Source organism: Roseobacter sp. HKCC-CH-9351, from assembly GCF_037830295.1.
In the GTDB taxonomy this organism is placed as follows: domain Bacteria; phylum Pseudomonadota; class Alphaproteobacteria; order Rhodobacterales; family Rhodobacteraceae; genus M30B80.
This window is the reverse complement of the sequence record NZ_JBBLYM010000001.1, coordinates 1,040,131-1,057,046: the sequence shown is the minus strand read 5'-3', so window position 1 is coordinate 1,057,046 and position 16,916 is coordinate 1,040,131. Positions and strand designations below refer to the sequence as shown.

Here is a 16,916-nt window from a genome sequence, read left to right as displayed (position 1 = left end):
TAGCCCTATATCGCTGCAGGCGCGCGGGGTAAAGCTGCGCTTTGCGCGATCAGCCCTTTGACCCCGTGAAAAGCCCAGAAAATGCCTCGGATAAAACACTGCGCAAAGCTGGGTGGGGTAAGGCGTGAAAGGGCAAAGGTCGGCAAAGCTGCATCGCAATTACCCCAAGCCGCGCGGTCATCGCCCCATTGAAGACGCCTGCACCAAAGCGGCGCGATAATTTCCCTGCCAATGACCCGCCCAAAGTAGAACTGAGCAAATCATCCCCAATGGCAATGGCCCCTGTCGCCACAAGTTGCGCAATCGCTGACCGCGCCAAGCGCATGGCGCCAAACGTGCCTGCACGCCCGCCATAAATCTCGGCCACACGGCGGATCATCCGCAGATTGATCCAAAAGCTGATGACCATATCAAGCGACCCCATCGGGACGAGGGCCGTGGCACTGGCAACACGGCGGATGGCTTGGGCCACCTCAGCACGGGCCTGTGCATCTAGCCCTTCCAAAAACACTGTCTCAATCACGCCCATTCGCAAATCTGCATCAAGCACATCCTCGACACTCTGCAAACGGTGGTCTGCTGCGCCCTGCACGCCCATGCGGTCGCGATAAAGCGCGCGCAGTTTGGGGATCAAAGCGGAAAGCTGTGCTAGGTTTTGGGCGGTCAAGGCCGATTGGGCCTCAGCCTGCAAAGCCGTCATGCGCGACAGCCGCGCATAGGCCCGCCATTCGCTGATCGCAAAGACGATTACAGCCACGAAAAACAGGCCCACAATCGCAAGGGCCACCTGCCCCCAGATTGTGCCGCGCGCCATCATATCAAGAAGAAAACCCCAAACAGCGTTGATCAACAGAGCACTGGCAAGGCCGCCCGCCGACCAGAGCAAAAACCGCGATGCACCTGACATCTTTTGGGGCGCGGGCGGTTCATCGGGCGCGGCGGATGGCGCGTCAAAAATCGCAGGCGCGTCCACGGGCGATGCGCCACCAACGCTCTCCGCTGCCTCATCAAAAATAATTGGGTTTTTCCGCGTGGCCATACGCCCCCCCTCCTCACTTCTCCGTCACCCGCAAGGGAGAGCATAAGCAAAGAACCCTGCAGAGGAACAGTCACAAAAAAGCGCGCCACAGGGGGCGCGCTTTTGATCTTCTGAACTTGTGGCGGCGAAGATTAGTTCTTCGCGTAGAATTCGACCACGAGGTTAGGTTCCATCATGACAGGGTATGGCACATCGCCCAAACCAGGGGTGCGCACGAAAGTCGCGGTCATTTTGGAATGGTCGGCCTCGACATAGTCAGGCACATCACGCTCTGCCAATTGCACAGCTTCCAGAACTGTTGCCAGTTGCTTAGATTTCTGACGCACCTCAACAACATCACCCTCTTTCACGCGGTAGGATGGGATATTGACGCGCTTGCCGTTCACCAAAACATGGCCGTGGTTTACGAATTGGCGGGCCGCAAAAACGGTTGGCACGAATTTCGCGCGGTAAACAACGGCGTCCAAGCGGCGCTCCAACAGGCCAATAAGGTTTTCACCTGTATCACCTTTTACGCGCTCTGCTTCTGCATAGATGCGGCGGAATTGCTTTTCGGTCAAATCGCCGTAATAGCCCTTCAGCTTCTGCTTGGCGCGCAACTGCGTGCCGAAGTCAGACAGTTTCGCCTTGCGGCGCTGACCATGCTGGCCTGGGCCATATTCGCGGCGGTTTACTGGGGATTTGGGGCGACCCCAAATGTTTTCGCCCATGCGGCGGTCGATTTTATACTTGGCAGACGTGCGTTTGGTCACGGCTGATCTCCTTCGTTAGAACGCCCCAGATCGGAGCTATGAAGGGCGTTGTCCTTTGCCGCTGCTTTCGCTTTGGCCGACAGGCATTCCCTTGCGGGGGCCACCAACACCAATGAAATGAAGCACCGCAAACGGTGCCTCAGTGACGCGCGGGCTATAGGGGATTCCTCGCGCTGTCAAGCGCATGGGGGAATTCAAGCCTAGCCTAAGCCGTAAATCCCACGCGATGGCCCAAGATGGGCGGATAAAATCGTGGCCTCCGCCGCGCCCAACATCCGCCGCACAGCGTGGCCAAAAAGATCGGGATGCACTGCAAGATCTGGGTGACGCTCATAAAGGTCATCTAGGCAGGCGGCCGCATCGGCATCCATCTCATCCTCGGGCAGTGCCGCATAAGCGGGGTGGAAACTGTCAACCGCGACACTGTTTGCAATCAAGACCTGATGTCCCTCAAGCATCACGTGGAAATATGTGACAGAGGCCACGCGGTGATCCAGCCGCGCGCCCAAATCCCCCACCAAATCCTGTGCGCGCATCATGACCTCATCTTCGCCCCAAAGCGCCCGTGCCTCAGGCGATTTGATCAAAACGCGATGATCGGGGGACACCAAGAGATCGGGTTCAGGTTTGCCTTTCCCAAAAAGACCCTGCGGCAATCGAATTGGGCGAAGATGCGGCATGGCAAAAAGTTGCGCGCCTGACAGGCTGCGCTGTCCCACCCATAGGACTTCTTTCAAACCATTGTCGCGGGTGACAAGATAATCCCCTGCCCGCACATCCTCGACCGCAATTTCCCCTTTCAGTGCGGCCAATCGCGTGCCTTTGACAAAGCAAACAACAGGGCCTTGGCGCCGAAAGCGCGCGGAACACCCGCCCCCCAAAGAGATGATTGTCAAATGTTGGCGCGAGGGTGGCATGCCATCGGGAAAGAGCAATACCGTTTCGCGGCTATCCTCAAGGGTCAGGGGAACGGCACTAAAAAACCGCACGCCATCCGAAAGCACCATCGCATCACGATACAGGGGATCGTCAAGGTCGCTCGACAAGTGAGGCAGGAGCGCGGGTCTTTGCACGAACTTATGCACGACCCGCGCCGCTTTGGCACGTAGTTGGAGAAGATCACGGCTGGATGTCAGAACAAGGGCGGCGTCTTTGCCTTCAAGCGGGAAGGCACGACCGTGCCAGCTCCAACTCATCCCTTCAGCCAGATCTTTCTTGTTATAGTCCGCGTCTCCCTCGATCCGCGTCTGCGCCCAAGAAATGATGAACGCACCGCGCAACCCATGCTCATGCGATGCCTGCCTTACTTGCCTCAATGCGTGCCGTTTATGTTTCGGCTTGGGCGGCAAGCTAGCATGGGTGATTCGTTCTGTGAATCCCCTTTGACGCATCTTGGCGAATTTTCGCACATAGACCTATGTTCAAGGAGGGGGGTTAGAAATTCCATCCAAGGCTGACCGACCCAACAACCTGCCCCGTAGTTTGACCGGCAAATTCGGGCGAGAGATAGGTCACCCCATAAAACGCCGTGTAGCCGTTTTGGCCATAGTGCACACCGCCGCGTAGGCGGTGACGCTCATCTTGTGCATCAGCACCATGGCCTGTGGGTAAGTATTCAGAGGCATCCACATAGGCCCAATCCGCACCCAAGACCAAAGATAGCCCATTGTCCTCTTCAGAGGCGATACCACTAAACCGCTGACCCGTGATTGGATCTCGTAGGCGCAACCCGTTTTGCCCCCATTGACCCAATGTCAGGTCAAATCCAACACGGGCCAAATCCTCTGCCCCGTAAGTCAGACCAAGGAACGGGCGCAGATAGGCCCCTTCGGAGATCGCATATTCATTGTTCGCCTCAAAACTTAGATCCAACAGGGTCTTGTTTTGCAATTCACGATTGCCCGCATTCACAACGGGTTGGCTTAACGCTTCATGCAAATCGCACTGCAACTCGCAAATACCTGTCTGTGGACCAATCCCCAAAATATCCGCGTCCATCACAATATCGGCACCGCGCCAATTGAAATGGCTATGCACCCCAAAGGCCAACACGCCCGCATAGAGGCGATCATTCAGCGCAGGGGTCATGACATTAGCAGGCGCAATCGCCTCGCCGCGCAGGCGGAATGCGATGACATCGAGCGGGCGTGAGGTCAAATCACCCTGCCATTCCGATCCGTAAAGCACGCTGATGGAATAAGAACCCGTGCGCCACCGATCTTCGCCATCGCCAATGACATCATTGTTCAGCAACCGCCCATTGCCGAGATAGGTAAATCCCGCATCTTCAGCGGCCACAGGCAAAGCGCGCCCCGCAATGATCAACAGCCCAAGCAGGATGCCTTTGAAACCAAATCGCTTTATTAAAAGTCCTTGCAAACGTCACTCTGGCTAAAGGCGAGCGCACAATAAACCTGACGGGGCCAGATTACGGCCAGCCGCATTCACAAGGAAGTTAATAATAAAATTGTGTCTAAAATTTGTTTATTACTGTGCTGTGTTATCCACAGGGACTTAGCCGCATTTTGAATAGCCACAATCGGTGCAAGTCATGCACCCCTCGCTCATCCGCATCGCAGAAGACCCACAGGAATTACACTCTGCCGCCCCTGTGCGGCCTGCGCCCAAATCATAAACCTCGGCGGTGGGGTCGGTTTTCAACCCCATCCCCTCGCCCGAAATAAACCCGATTGAGATCAGATGCCGTTCGATAACACCGCCAATCGCCGCCAAGATCGAGGGCACATATTTACCCCCAATCCATGCCCCCCCGCGCGGATCAAACACGGCTTTGAGTTCTTCTACCACGAAACTCACATCACCGCCGCGGCGGAAGACAGCCGACATCATCCGCGTCAACGCCACTGTCCACGCATAATGTTCCATATTCTTGGAATTGATAAACACCTCAAACGGCCTACGATGACCGCTGAGCACTACGTCATTGATCGTGATATAAATCGCGTGCGGGCTATCGGGCCATTTCAGTTTATAGGTATTGCCCTCTAGGGTCTGCGGCCGCTCTAGCGGCTCGGAGATATAAACCACTTCGCCCGTAGAGGCCTCGCGCGCGGTGGCGCCGTCTGGCTTTGCTTCTGCCTCAGAAACACTCAGGACACTGCCCGTCACATCATTAGGGCGATAAGTGGTGCACCCCTTACAGCCCGTTTCATAAGCCTGCAGATAGACATCTTTAAAGGCCTCAAAGCTGATATCTTGCGGCACGTTGATGGTTTTCGAGATGGAACTATCCACCCATTTCTGCGCGGCCGCCTGCATGCGCACATGATCAGCAGGGGCAAGGGTTTGGGCATTTACAAAAAACGCAGGCAAGTCTGCGTCACCCTGTTTTTCGCGCCAAAGTTTGACCGCGTAATCGGTCACCTCCTCCCCGCTGCGCGACCCGTCCCGCTGCAATACTTTGCGGGTATAGCTATAGGCAAAAACGGGCTCAATCCCAGAGGAGACATTTCCCGCATAAAGGCTGATGGTGCCTGTGGGCGCAATCGAGGTCAAAAGCGCGTTTCGGATGCCATCTTTGGCAATCGCCTCGCGCAAATCTTGATCCATTTGCGCCATATGCCCTGAGGCCAAGAACGCCTCGGCGTCAAACAAGGGGAATGCACCCTTTTCCCGCGCCAATTCAACCGAAGCCCAATAGGCCGCATGGGCAATTTCCTTCATCCAAATCTCAGATTGCGCCACTGCGTCATCGGCCCCGTAGCGCAGGCCAAGCATCAAAAGGGCATCGGCTAAACCCGTCACACCCAAACCAATGCGCCGCTTTGCTTGGGCCTCGCGCGCCTGTGCCTCGAGTGGAAAACGGCTGGTATCCACCACGTTATCCATCATCCGCACAGCGACCCGCACCAAATCCTTCAGCGCCTCAAGATCAAGGGCCGCATCCGCCTCAAAGGGCACGCGCACAAGCCGCGCAAGGTTAACAGAGCCAAGCAAACACGCCCCATAGGGCGGCAAAGGTTGTTCGCCGCACGGGTTGGTTGCCGCAATGGTTTCGCAATAGGCCAGATTATTGGTTTGGTTGATGCGATCGATAAAAATCACACCTGGCTCAGCGTAATCATAGGTCGATTGCATAATCTGGTTCCACAGGTCACGCGCCTGCACCGTGCGGTAAACCTTGTTGTCAAACACCAATTCCCAAGGACCGTCTGCTTTGACCGCCTCCATAAAGGCATCGGTGACGAGAACAGAGACATTGAACATCCGCAGCCGCGCCGCATCAGATTTGGCGGTGATAAAATCTTCGATGTCTGGGTGGTCGCAGCGCATCGTTGCCATCATCGCGCCGCGGCGCGAGCCAGCCGACATAATCGTGCGGCACATGGAATCCCAAACATCCATAAAACTCAGCGGGCCAGAGGCATCCGCGGCCACGCCCTTAACAGCCGCACCTTTGGGTCGGATGGTCGAGAAATCATAGCCGATCCCGCCCCCCTGCTGCATCGTCAAAGCCGCCTCTTTGAGCATATCAAAAATGCCGCTCATGCTGTCGGGGATTGTGCCCATGACAAAGCAATTGAAAAGCGTGACACTGCGCCCCGTTCCCGCACCCGCCGTGATGCGACCTGCCGGTAGATATTTGAAATCCTCAAGGGCTTCGTAGAATTTTTTTTCCCAATAGGCGGGATCTTTCTCCACCGAGGCCAAAGCCCGCGCGATCCGCCGCCAAGTGTCCTCGACAGTGCGGTCAATGGGTGTGCCATCCGCCTCTTTAAGGCGATATTTCATATCCCAAATTTGTTCAGAAATCGGGGCGGCAAAACGAGACATAGCGCAGACTTTCACGATCAGATGGGGAAACACAAACTAGGGGCCTTGGCGCAAGCGGTCAACTTGAACCTTGCGAAAAATAGCATACCATATCTTGAGGGACTTTGGGAAAGAGATATGAGCAGCACCATAAATCTGGTCAAATTATGTGTCGGCGCCGAAGAGGTGCAAGATCTTTTGAACTGGCAAAAGAACCTGCGCGCCTTGGGGCCATCGGGCCTGCCGCGCCATGTGACACGGATGTGGCCCAAGCGTGAGGCAGAAATTCTTGCAGGCGGATCGCTTTATTGGGTGTTCAAAGGATTGATCCTGTGCCGCCAAAAAATCTTGGCCCTAGAGGAGGTTGATCGCGGCGATGGGATCAGGCGCTGTGGCATCGTTTTGGAACGGGATGTCACCCGCGTGACACCCACACCAAAACGCCCGTTTCAAGGGTGGCGCTACCTCAAACCCGAAGACAGCCCCCGCGATTTAAATGCCAAGCGCACAGAAGAAGAAACTTTGCCGCGTGAATTGCAAACCGCTTTGGCCGAAATCGGCGTTCTTTAGATCGAAAGCTTGGTTTTCAGCCCATCAAGGGCGGCTCGGGCCCCATCTGTCCAATCTGCGCCGCGCGCCCGAAACAGCATCGCTTGGCTGCGCAGGATCATCCCATCCGACAGGATTTTCAGGTTATTGGCCCGCAAGGTTTCCCCTGTTGAGGTGATATCAGCGATTAATTCCGCCGTGCCATGCGCCACGGTGCCCTCGGTCGCGCCTTGGCTGTCGACCAATTGATAATCGGCAACACCTGCAGCGCGCAGATAGTCTCGCACAAGACGATGGTATTTCGTAGCAATCCGCAAACGCATCCCATGGGCCTCGCGGAAATCTGCGGCAACAGCATCAAGATCATCCACGCAATCCACATCAATCCAACATTGCGGCACAGCCAAAACCAAATCCGCAAAGCCAAATCCAAGCTCGGCCAATTCTTCGACCGACTGATCCCATGCGGGGATCTTCTCACGCACAAGATCGGTGCCTGTCACGCCCAAATGGATGCGGCCCGCCGCCATTTCGCGCGGAATTTCTCCCGCAGACAGCAACATCAACTGCATATCCGCCCCCGAAACTTCGGCAGCATAATCGCGCTCTGAGCCTGCGCGGCGCATCTCAACCCCGCGCGCTGCAAACCAATCAAAGGTCTTTTCCATCAACCGCCCCTTAGACGGCACCGCAATACGCAACGTCATATGCCACCCTCCTGACGCGAGAGGCCATGCAGCAATTCAGGACGGATCACCCCGCCCACGGCAGCAATCTCACGGCCATTGCCCAAGATTTTGGTCAGCGCATCATAGCGTCCACCTGTGGCAACAGGGGGCATATGCGGGTCAGTTTCGTTGAAAAATCCGAACACAAACCCATCATAATATTCCATATTCGTCCGCCCATAGGAGGCCTCGAACCATAGGTCATCTACGGCGACACCTGCGGCGGACAGCGCCTCAATACGGCGCACCAAGCCTGAAATGGCGCTATCGATCTGCGGTAAATCCACAGCCAAATCCCGCAATTGTGCGACTGCGTTTGGCAGGGTTTCGCGCAAGGACAAAACCCGCTCCAAGGCTTCGGCCTGCGCCGCCGAAATACTGGGAGCATCATCATCCTCGGCCAAAGCGCGCATACGGCGCAAGACATCAGCGGGGCTGCGTAGACCACTCCAATTTTCAGTGGCATCAATCATGGCTTCAGGCCCTAAATCGGCCATCTGGGCAATCAATGCTGCACGGGTCGCAGGGGCATCGCTGCGGCCTGAAAAACGATCTAGCAAGCGCCGAAAACGGCGCGGACGCCACACATGGCGCCGCAAGGCGCGTTTGCGCCGCTCGGTTGTATCAAGGGCAGATATCGCGGCCAAAACCACGCCAATATCGCCAGTGACGGCACGCAGGCCATATGGGGCAAGCAATTTGTTAAAAAGGGCAAAGACTTCGGCATCTGCGCGCGCAGGGTCATCACGATCAAACAGCTCATATCCCACTTGCAGATATTCGCTCGCGCGGGCGGGACTGGCCTCCTGTTTGCGGAAAACCTCGCCCATGTAGCTGTAACGCGCAGGCTCCGCCCCGTCCGACATATGGCGCTGCACCACGGGCACGGTAAAATCGGGCCGCAGCATCATTTCGCCGCGATTGGGGTCATGCGTGACATAGGCCCGCGCGCGGATATCTTCGCCATAAAGATCAAGCAGCGTATCAGCAGGCAGCAAATGATCGGCCTCAAAAGCCACGGCGCCCGCGGCTTGAAATGCCGCAAAGAACCGCTCCGCCTCCGAACGAATGGCCGCTTTTTGGCTCATCCCTGACGCTCCAATATAGCGCGAATTTCGGCGACCAGATCACCGCGCGCCACTTCGCGCTGTGCAGGTTGCGCCTTCCATTCCTCAAGGCTTGCATTGGCTGCAATCTTGGCCCCTAAGATCAAATCCTTGATCTGAACCACGCCGCGCGCGGCCTCGTCCGAACCTTGGATGACCGCAACAGGGCTTTCGCGTTTATCGGCGTATTTCAACTGATTTCCGAAATTCTTAGGGTTGCCCAAGTAAACCTCCGCGCGGATGCCCGCATTGCGCAACTCAGTCGCCATGGCTTGATAATCCGCCATGCGGTCGCGATCCATGACCGTCACCACGACAGGCCCCTGCATCGCGCCGCTGATCCGCCCTTTGGCGCGCAATGCGGCCAAGAGGCGATCAACCCCGATGGACACACCCGTTGCCGGCACATCTTGGCCTGTAAAGCGTTTGACCAAATCGTCATAACGTCCGCCGCCTGCAACAGACCCAAATTGACGCGGGCGGCCTTTGTCATCCAGAATCTCAAAGGTCAACTCCGCCTCGAACACGGGGCCCGTATAATAGCCAAGGCCACGCACCACCGAAGGATCAATCACGATCCGGTCGGGGCCATAGCCTTGCGCATCAACCAGCGTGGCAATGGTTTCAAGTTCGGCCACCCCAGCCTCACCAATCGCAGATGTGCCAATCAGCTTGCGCAGCATCACCAAAGTCTCGGCATTGCTGTCTGCGAGCGCCAACAGGAATGCCACGATCTGATCGGCCGCTGCCGCATCAAGACCCACGCCATCGATATAAGCCCCAGACTCATCCAAACGGCCCTTGGTCAGCAATTGGATCACGCCTTCGCGGCCCACTTTGTCGAATTTATCAATCGTGCGCAGCACAGCTTGGCGGGTGGTTTCATCCTCGGAGGACAATCCAATGGTCGCCAGAACCCCATCCAACACCTTACGGTTGTTCACCCGCACCACATAATCGCCGCGCGGAATACCCACAGCCTCAAGCGTGTCTGACAGCATAGCGCAAATCTCGGCATCTGCGGCAACGCTGGCCGCGCCGACCGTATCGGCATCGCATTGGTAGAATTGGCGGAAGCGCCCCGGCCCTGGCTTCTCATTGCGCCAAACGGGGCCAAAGGTGTAGCGGCGATAGGGGCTTGGCAAATCATTGCGATATTGCGCCGCTACGCGGGCCAAGGGGGCGGTCATATCATAGCGCAGCGCGACCCAACCGCCGTCTTCCTCCTCCTGCCAAGCAAAAACGCCCTCATTGGGGCGATCCGTGTCAGGCAGGAATTTTCCCAAGGCCTCCACGGTTTCCACGGCCGATGTCTCAAGCGGGTCGAAGCCATAGCGCTGATAGGTTTCGGCAATTTTGGCAAGCATCTCTTGCCGCTCCAACACCTCCGCACCGAAGTAATCGCGAAATCCACGCGGCGTCTCTGCCTTAGGGCGGGGCTGTTTTTTCTCTTTTGCCATAACCATATCCTCGATCTCGCGCGTGGTGTAGCGCCCTCGCGTCAAAGGGGCAAGAGAGGGGTGGTCATGGGGGCCCTGCAAAGGTTAGTTTGCATCCGAACGCAACGACACAATCCCAGACAAGGATCATAGGCCCCATGAGCGCCTCTCGCGATGATTTGGAAATGCATTTGGCCCATCTCACCCGTACAGTCGATGACCTCTCGGAGGTGGTCGCACGCCAAGATCGCGAAATCACCCGTCTCACTGCCCGTGTTGAGATGCTGATGCAGCGTGAGGCAGATCGTGAAGCCGCAGGCGATATGCCCACCGCCAATCAAAAACCGCCCCATTGGTGAGGGTTAAACCTCTTCCACCGCGATGACACCGCCCAAAGATTTCAGCGCCCCTTTTATGGCGGGATTGACGGGGTAATCCTCGCCCAATAGGACTTCGACCTCACCCGGAAGATCGGCGGCTGTCAGGCATAATTGAATTGGGCCTGTCACCCGCGATGCATTGGTCTTTTTGGCCTCGCCCAACACATTGGCCAATTGCGGCAAAGCGGTCGCGTCCTCGACAAACACCCTCAAGCCTGTAGCCCCACCTTGTGCGGCAACCGCATCAATGGGCTGCACTGCGCGAGCTAGGAGTTTTAATTGCTCCGCTTCATAGGTGGCCTCAACGGTCAACACCACATTCTGGCCCGCCTCCAACAGATGCCGCGCAGACTCGAGCAGGTCAGAGAACACTGTGACTTCGTAAAGTCCCGTTGGATCAGAAAGACCCACAAAGGCAAAACGGGTGCCGCGCTGGCTTTTGCGCTCTTGCTTGACCGCAACCGCCCCTGCCAATTTGGTGACAAAAGCCCCCCCTTGCACCCGCGCCTCAACCTCACGCAGCGACAAGCAGCCTGAGCGTTTCAAGCTTGGCATATATTCATCCAAAGGATGGCCAGAAAGATAGAAACCAACCGCCTGATGCTCTTGGGAAAGCCGTTCATTCGGCAACCAATCTGGCGGATTAGACAGGCGTGGCTCAGGCAAATCATCGCCCCCTTCCCCGAATAGGGAGGTCTGGTTTGACGATTTTTGATCGTGAATTGCAACAGAATAGGCAACCAGCGCATCCAAACTGTCAAACACGCGGCGGCGGTTTGCATCCAGTTCGTCAAAGGCGCCTGCGCGCGCCAACATCTCAAGCGGCCGCTTGCCCACCCGTTTCAAATCAACCCGCCGAGCGAAATCAAAGAGCGATGCAAAGGGCTGATCTCCGCGCCCTTCAACGATCAGGCGCATTGCATCGACACCGACATTTTTCAAGCCACCCAAGCCATAGACCACGCGCCCTTCGGACACGGAGAACGTGGCAAGCGAGCGATTAACACAAGGCGGCACGATCTCGATGCCAAGGCGACCCACCTCTTGGCTGTAAATAGACAGCTTATCCGTCAGATGGATATCGCAATTCATCACCGCAGCCATGAATTCGACAGGATGGTTCGCCTTGAGCCAAGCGGTTTGATAACTGACAACCGCATAGGCGGCCGCGTGCGATTTGTTGAAGCCGTAATTGGCGAATTTTTCTAGAAGGTCGAACACTTCTTCGGCCTTGGCCTTGTCGACCCCATTTGCCTTTGCCCCCTCCACGAATTTGGGGCGTTCGGCATCCATGGCCTCTTTGATCTTCTTACCCATGGCGCGGCGCAGCAAATCCGCACCGCCTAGGCTATAGCCTGCCATGACCTGCGCAATTTGCATCACCTGTTCTTGATATACGATGATGCCTTGCGTCTCTTCGAGGATGTGATCAATCAACGGATGGATCGAGGCACGCTCTTTGATCCCGTTCTTCACCTCGCAATATGTTGGGATATTCTCCATCGGGCCCGGGCGATAGAGCGCCACAAGGGCCACGATATCCTCAATGCAGGTGGGGCGCATACGCCTTAGGGCATCCATCATGCCCGAGCTTTCCACCTGAAACACCGCAACCGTCTTGGCCGAAGCATAGAGCGCATAGGTCGCTTCATCGTCTAACGGGATCGCGTTGATCTGGTTTTCTGCCCCCTCAGGCGGTTGATAGAGCGCGTGGCAATCTGGTGCGACATGCAAATCGCGGCCCGATGAATGGATCAGATCAATGGCATTCTGCACCACAGTGAGGGTTTTGAGACCGAGAAAATCGAATTTCACCAAGCCCGCAGGTTCTACCCATTTCATATTAAACTGGGTTGCAGGCATGTCCGAGCGCGGGTCTTGGTAAAGTGGCACCAACTCGTCCAAAGGGCGGTCACCGATCACAACGCCCGCGGCGTGGGTTGAGGCATTGCGCAAAAGCCCCTCGACCTGTTGACCATAATCCAAAAGCCGCGCGACCACTTCTTCGGCCTGCGCTTCTTCGCGCAGGCGCGGTTCATCGGCCAAGGCTTTTTCAATGCTCACGGGTTTGACCCCCTCAACAGGGATCATTTTTGACAGGCGATCCACCTGACCATAGGGCATTTGCAAAACCCGCCCGATATCGCGTACGGCCGCCTTGGATAACAGCGCACCAAAGGTGATGATCTGCCCCACGCGGTCGCGACCATATTTTTCCTGCACATATTGGATCACCTCCTCACGGCGATCCATACAGAAGTCGATATCGAAATCGGGCATTGAGACGCGTTCAGGATTGAGGAAGCGCTCAAACAGCAAGCTATAACGCAGAGGATCAAGGTCGGTGATGGTCAAGGCATAGGCCACAAGGCTGCCTGCACCCGACCCGCGCCCAGGCCCGACTGGGATGTCATGCTCCTTGGCCCATTTGATGAAATCGGCCACGATCAAGAAATAGCCCGGGAAGCCCATCCCCTCGATGATGTCCAATTCGAAATCGAGGCGCTTTTGATAGTCCTCAACTGATGCCGCATGCGGGATCACCGCAAGGCGCGCTTGCAGACCTTCATTGGCCTGGCGGCGCAGTTCTTCCACCTCGTTCTCGGCAAAACGCGGCAAGATCGGGTCGTGGGTGCGCGCGCGATAGGCGCAGCGCTGTGCAATCTCGACCGTGTTTTCAATCGCCTCGGGCAGATCAGCAAAGAGTGTCAGCATCTCTTCGGGGGTTTTGAAATAATGCTGAGATGTCAGGATACGGCGTGGTTCTTGTTGATCGACATAGGCCCCTTGCGCAATGCAGATCAGCGCGTCATGCGCCTCATACATTTTTGGTTTGGGGAAATAGACGTCATTGGTCGCCACAAGGGGCAGGCCCATCTTATAGGCCATATCAATCAGATGCGGCTCACTCAGCGCCTCTGCCTCGGGCAGACCCTGATCTATGGGGTGACGCTGTAATTCAACATAAAGCCTATCCCCAAAGATCTCAGCCAATCGCACCATCAATCCTTCGGCTTTGGCTATTTGCCCCGCAGAGAGCAGGGCACCAAACGGCCCCTCAGGGCCACCAGAAAGGCAGATCAACCCCTCATTATGCGCCGCCAATTCATCAAGGGTGACATGGGGAATCTGGCCATCGCCGCGCAAGTAGAAATGCGAATTCAACTTTAATAGGTTCAAGTAGCCCTGACGCGATTTCACCAAAAGAACAATGCCGCGCGGGGGGCGCGGTTTCTCGCCCTGCGCTGCCGCCTCATAGGCCAAATCAATCTGGCACCCCAATATCGGCTGCACACCTGCCTTGACCGCATATTCGGAAAACTCAAGCGCGCAGAACATGTTGTTGGTGTCTGTCACTGCAACAGCGGGCATGCCTGCATCGGCCACCAATTGGGGCAAAGATTTGATCCGCATCGCCCCTTCAAGCAGCGAATATTCGCTATGCACACGCAAATGGATGAATCGAGGCTTTGACATAAACCCAACCTATGAAATGCGCGCCGAGCAGAAAAGCAAAAAAGCCGCCTGCATCTCCAAAGGGATGCAGGCGGCCTTCACGGGAGGAACCCTGTCTCGATCAGGTTGGATCAGCCATCCACGCGGATCGTGACGTTCTTCGGATCATAAGGGCTGTCTTCGGTAATTTCCGCATCATAAAGCGCGCCCATGATCATCACCTTCAGCTTTTGCCCAAACTGCGCATAGTCAGGTTTCACATAGCCCATGCCGATCTGTTTTCCGAAATGCACGGAATAGCCACCTGATGTCAGACGCCCAACACGGGTTTCGCCATCAAACAAGGCTTCGCGCCCCCATGGGTCAGCATCCTGAGGCCCGTCTATTAACAGCGTCACACATTTAGAGCGGATACCCTTATCAAGCATTGCTTGCTTGCCATGGAACTCCTTCGAGAGATCAACAAAGCGATCTAGGCCTGCCTCCAATGGCGTAGCATCACGGCCAAGTTCATTGCCAAAGGCACGATAGGATTTCTCCTGACGCAGCCAGTTCTGCGCACGCGCACCAACCAGCTTGAGCCCATGCTTTTCGCCCGCAGCCATAAGTTGATCCCACAGGTGATTTTGCATCTCAATCGGATGGTGCAACTCCCAACCCAACTCACCTGTATAGGCCACACGCGCAGCGCGCACAGGCACCATGCCCAGCTCGATGTCGCGCACAGACAGCCACGGCGAACGCTTGTTCGAGAGGCGTGTTTCTGGCTCTGCGTCACGGACAAGCTCGTTCAAGATCGCGCGGGAATTTGGCCCCGCAAGGGCAAAGACACCCCATTTCGTGGTCACATTCTCGACCGCAAACCAGTTGCCTGTGCTTTGGGTTTTGGCCCAGAAATCTTCTTCGGCCTTGCGCAGATAATCGCCGTCATAGGCCTCCCACGCGCCTGCAGAGACGAGGTAGTAATCATTCTCAGCAATCCGCATGATAGTGTATTCGGTGCGGGTCGTGCCTGAATCGGTCAGCGCATAAGTCAGGTTAATCCGTCCCACTTTGGGCAATGCGTTACAGGTAAACCAATCCAAGAAAGCAGTCGCTCCAGGCCCGAACACACGATGCTTGGCAAAGGCTGTTGCATCAATCAGGCCAGCGGTTTTACGGATCGCTTCCGCTTCCTCGCGAGCAAAGTTCCACCATCCGCCGCGGCGGAAACTGCGCGCATCATGGTCAAATTGAGACGGCGCATCTTTGGGGCCGTAGTAGTTTGGACGTTCAAATCCGTTCACACAGCCAAATTGCGCGCCAAGCGCCTTTTGACGATCATAGGCAGGGCCTGTGCGCAAAGGCCGGCAGGCTTCGCGCTCTTCGTCAGGGTGGTGCAGAACATAGACATGCGCATAGCATTCTTCATTTTTGCGCGCTGCATATTCGGTCGTCATCCAATCTTGGCCGTAACGCTTAGGGTCAAGGCTGGCCATATCGATTTCCGCCTCACCTTCGACCATCATCTGCGCCAAATAATAGCCTGTGCCACCTGCCGCGGTGATGCCGAAGCTGAAACCTTCAGCCAACCACATATTCCGCAGGCCAGGCGCAGGGCCGACCAATGGGTTCCCATCGGGTGTGTAGCAGATCGGGCCATTGTAATCATCCTTCAGACCCACTGTCTCACTGGACGGGATGCGGTGGATCATGGACATATATTCTTCTTCAATCCGCTCCAGATCGAGCGGGAAGAGATCCGCGCGGAAACTGTCGGGCACAGCATATTTGAAACAGGCAGGTGCGCCTTCTTCATAAGGCCCTAGAATCCACCCACCGCGTTCTTCGCGCACATACCATTTTGCATCTGCATCGCGCAAAACGGGATGCTCGGGCGCACCATTTTGACGGAAGGCCACCAATTCTGGATCAGGCTCCGTGACGATATATTGATGCTCGACTGGGATGGCGGGGATTTTGATGCCCAACAATTTCGCTGTGCGCTGCGCATGGTTTCCTGTTGCGGTCACAACATGTTCCGCAGTGATCACTTGGGTTTCCTCAGACGGAACCAAATTGCCGCCCTTTTCTACCATCTTGGTGACAGTGACGCGCCATGCCTCGCCTGTCCATTCATAGCCATCAACTTGCCATTTGCGCTCGATGATCACGCCACGCTGACGCGCGCCCTTGGCCATGGCTTGGGTCACGTCTGCAGGGTTGATATAGCCGTCAGTCGGGTGGAACAGCGCCCCTTTGAGATCTTCTGTGCGCACCAGCGGGTAGCGGTCTTTAATCTGCGCAGGTGTCAACCACTCGTAGGGAATACCAACCGTCTCAGCGGTCGATGCATAAAGGCGGAACTCGTCCATGCGTGCATCGGTCTGCGCCATGCGCAAGTTACCGACCACAGCAAACCCTGCGTTGAGGCCTGTCTCTTCTTCCAACGTCTTATAGAATTTCACAGAATAGTCGTGAATATGGCTGGTTGCGTAGCTCATGTTGAACAATGGCAAAAGTCCAGCCGCGTGCCATGTCGAGCCAGAGGTCAATTCATCCCTCTCCAACAGCATCACATCCTGCCATCCCGCTTTTGCAAGATGATAGGCAATAGATGCGCCAACGGCACCGCCGCCGACAACCAAGGCTTTGACATGTGTCTTCATGATATCCGCTCCCGCGCGTGATCTGTGGTTGTCCCCTCTTGCCAGA

At 56.1% G+C, this 16,916-nt stretch carries 12 protein-coding genes; 2 read left to right on the top strand and 10 right to left on the bottom strand.

Annotated features, from left to right (window positions below):
• Positions 1-49 precede the first annotated feature (49 nt).
• From AAC632_RS05465 to AAC632_RS05445, 5 genes are all read right to left on the bottom strand, one after another.
• Positions 50-1,039, bottom strand: coding sequence for a YcjF family protein (locus tag AAC632_RS05465; RefSeq protein WP_340297771.1), 990 nt, complete (start codon positions 1,037-1,039; stop codon positions 50-52).
• Between the two features lie 131 nt (positions 1,040-1,170).
• Positions 1,171-1,791: a 30S ribosomal protein S4 gene (gene rpsD / locus AAC632_RS05460; protein ID WP_340297772.1), complete on the bottom strand. Its 621-nt coding sequence runs from the start codon at positions 1,789-1,791 to the stop codon at positions 1,171-1,173.
• A 200-nt stretch (positions 1,792-1,991) separates the two neighbouring features.
• Positions 1,992-3,107, bottom strand: coding sequence for a Hint domain-containing protein (locus tag AAC632_RS05455; RefSeq protein WP_340297773.1), 1,116 nt, complete (start codon positions 3,105-3,107; stop codon positions 1,992-1,994).
• A gap of 118 nt (positions 3,108-3,225) precedes the next feature.
• Positions 3,226-4,170, bottom strand: coding sequence for a lipid A-modifier LpxR family protein (locus tag AAC632_RS05450; RefSeq protein ID WP_340297774.1), 945 nt, complete (start codon positions 4,168-4,170; stop codon positions 3,226-3,228).
• Positions 4,171-4,305: 135 nt separating this feature from the next.
• Complete coding sequence (locus AAC632_RS05445) at positions 4,306-6,585, bottom strand: adenosylcobalamin-dependent ribonucleoside-diphosphate reductase (protein ID WP_340297775.1); 2,280 nt, start codon at positions 6,583-6,585, stop codon at positions 4,306-4,308.
• Between the two features lie 117 nt (positions 6,586-6,702).
• Between AAC632_RS05445 and AAC632_RS05440 the strand changes: the two genes are divergently transcribed.
• On the top strand, positions 6,703-7,134 hold the full coding sequence (locus tag AAC632_RS05440) for a DUF1489 family protein (protein ID WP_340297776.1): 432 nt from the start codon (positions 6,703-6,705) through the stop codon (positions 7,132-7,134).
• On the opposite strand, the gene hisG is transcribed toward AAC632_RS05440, so the two are convergent.
• The 3 genes from hisG to hisS are packed head-to-tail and all read right to left on the bottom strand — an operon-like array spanning position 7,131 to position 10,407.
• Positions 7,131-7,820: an ATP phosphoribosyltransferase gene (hisG, locus tag AAC632_RS05435; protein ID WP_317656485.1), complete on the bottom strand. Its 690-nt coding sequence runs from the start codon at positions 7,818-7,820 to the stop codon at positions 7,131-7,133. The two genes, AAC632_RS05440 and hisG, sit on opposite strands and share 4 nt — an antisense overlap.
• A complete protein-coding gene (locus AAC632_RS05430; protein WP_340297777.1) occupies positions 7,817-8,929 on the bottom strand; it encodes an ATP phosphoribosyltransferase regulatory subunit in 1,113 nt (370 codons plus the stop codon). Before AAC632_RS05430 ends, hisG begins: the two co-directional genes overlap by 4 nt.
• Positions 8,926-10,407, bottom strand: a complete 1,482-nt coding sequence (hisS, locus tag AAC632_RS05425) for a histidine--tRNA ligase (protein WP_340297778.1) — start codon at positions 10,405-10,407, stop codon at positions 8,926-8,928. Before hisS ends, AAC632_RS05430 begins: the two co-directional genes overlap by 4 nt.
• Positions 10,408-10,544: 137 nt before the next feature.
• Between hisS and AAC632_RS05420 the strand changes: the two genes are divergently transcribed.
• Positions 10,545-10,745, top strand: a complete 201-nt coding sequence (locus tag AAC632_RS05420; RefSeq protein ID WP_340297779.1) for a SlyX family protein — start codon at positions 10,545-10,547, stop codon at positions 10,743-10,745.
• A gap of 3 nt (positions 10,746-10,748) precedes the next feature.
• Here the strand turns inward: AAC632_RS05420 and dnaE are convergent, their stop codons facing one another.
• Both dnaE and AAC632_RS05410 read right to left on the bottom strand, forming a co-directional pair.
• Positions 10,749-14,243: a DNA polymerase III subunit alpha gene (dnaE, locus tag AAC632_RS05415; protein ID WP_340297780.1), complete on the bottom strand. Its 3,495-nt coding sequence runs from the start codon at positions 14,241-14,243 to the stop codon at positions 10,749-10,751.
• A 110-nt stretch (positions 14,244-14,353) separates the two neighbouring features.
• Positions 14,354-16,870, bottom strand: coding sequence for a GcvT family protein (locus AAC632_RS05410; protein ID WP_340297781.1), 2,517 nt, complete (start codon positions 16,868-16,870; stop codon positions 14,354-14,356).
• Between the last annotated feature and the right edge of the window lie 46 nt (positions 16,871-16,916).

What these genes read in the sequence shown, in the direction of transcription:
- AAC632_RS05465 (WP_340297771.1), bottom strand. Translation starts at nt 1,039, where the DNA reads ATGGCCACGCGGAAAAACCCAATTATTTTTGATGAGGCAGCGGAGAGC.
- AAC632_RS05445 (WP_340297775.1), bottom strand. Translation starts at nt 6,585, where the DNA reads ATGTCTCGTTTTGCCGCCCCGATTTCTGAACAAATTTGGGATATGAAA.
- AAC632_RS05440 (WP_340297776.1), top strand. Translation starts at nt 6,703, where the DNA reads ATGAGCAGCACCATAAATCTGGTCAAATTATGTGTCGGCGCCGAAGAG.
- hisG (WP_317656485.1), bottom strand. Translation starts at nt 7,820, where the DNA reads ATGACGTTGCGTATTGCGGTGCCGTCTAAGGGGCGGTTGATGGAAAAG.
- AAC632_RS05430 (WP_340297777.1), bottom strand. Translation starts at nt 8,929, where the DNA reads ATGAGCCAAAAAGCGGCCATTCGTTCGGAGGCGGAGCGGTTCTTTGCG.
- hisS (WP_340297778.1), bottom strand. Translation starts at nt 10,407, where the DNA reads ATGGCAAAAGAGAAAAAACAGCCCCGCCCTAAGGCAGAGACGCCGCGT.
- AAC632_RS05420 (WP_340297779.1), top strand. Translation starts at nt 10,545, where the DNA reads ATGAGCGCCTCTCGCGATGATTTGGAAATGCATTTGGCCCATCTCACC.
- dnaE (WP_340297780.1), bottom strand. Translation starts at nt 14,243, where the DNA reads ATGTCAAAGCCTCGATTCATCCATTTGCGTGTGCATAGCGAATATTCG.
- AAC632_RS05410 (WP_340297781.1), bottom strand. Translation starts at nt 16,870, where the DNA reads ATGAAGACACATGTCAAAGCCTTGGTTGTCGGCGGCGGTGCCGTTGGC.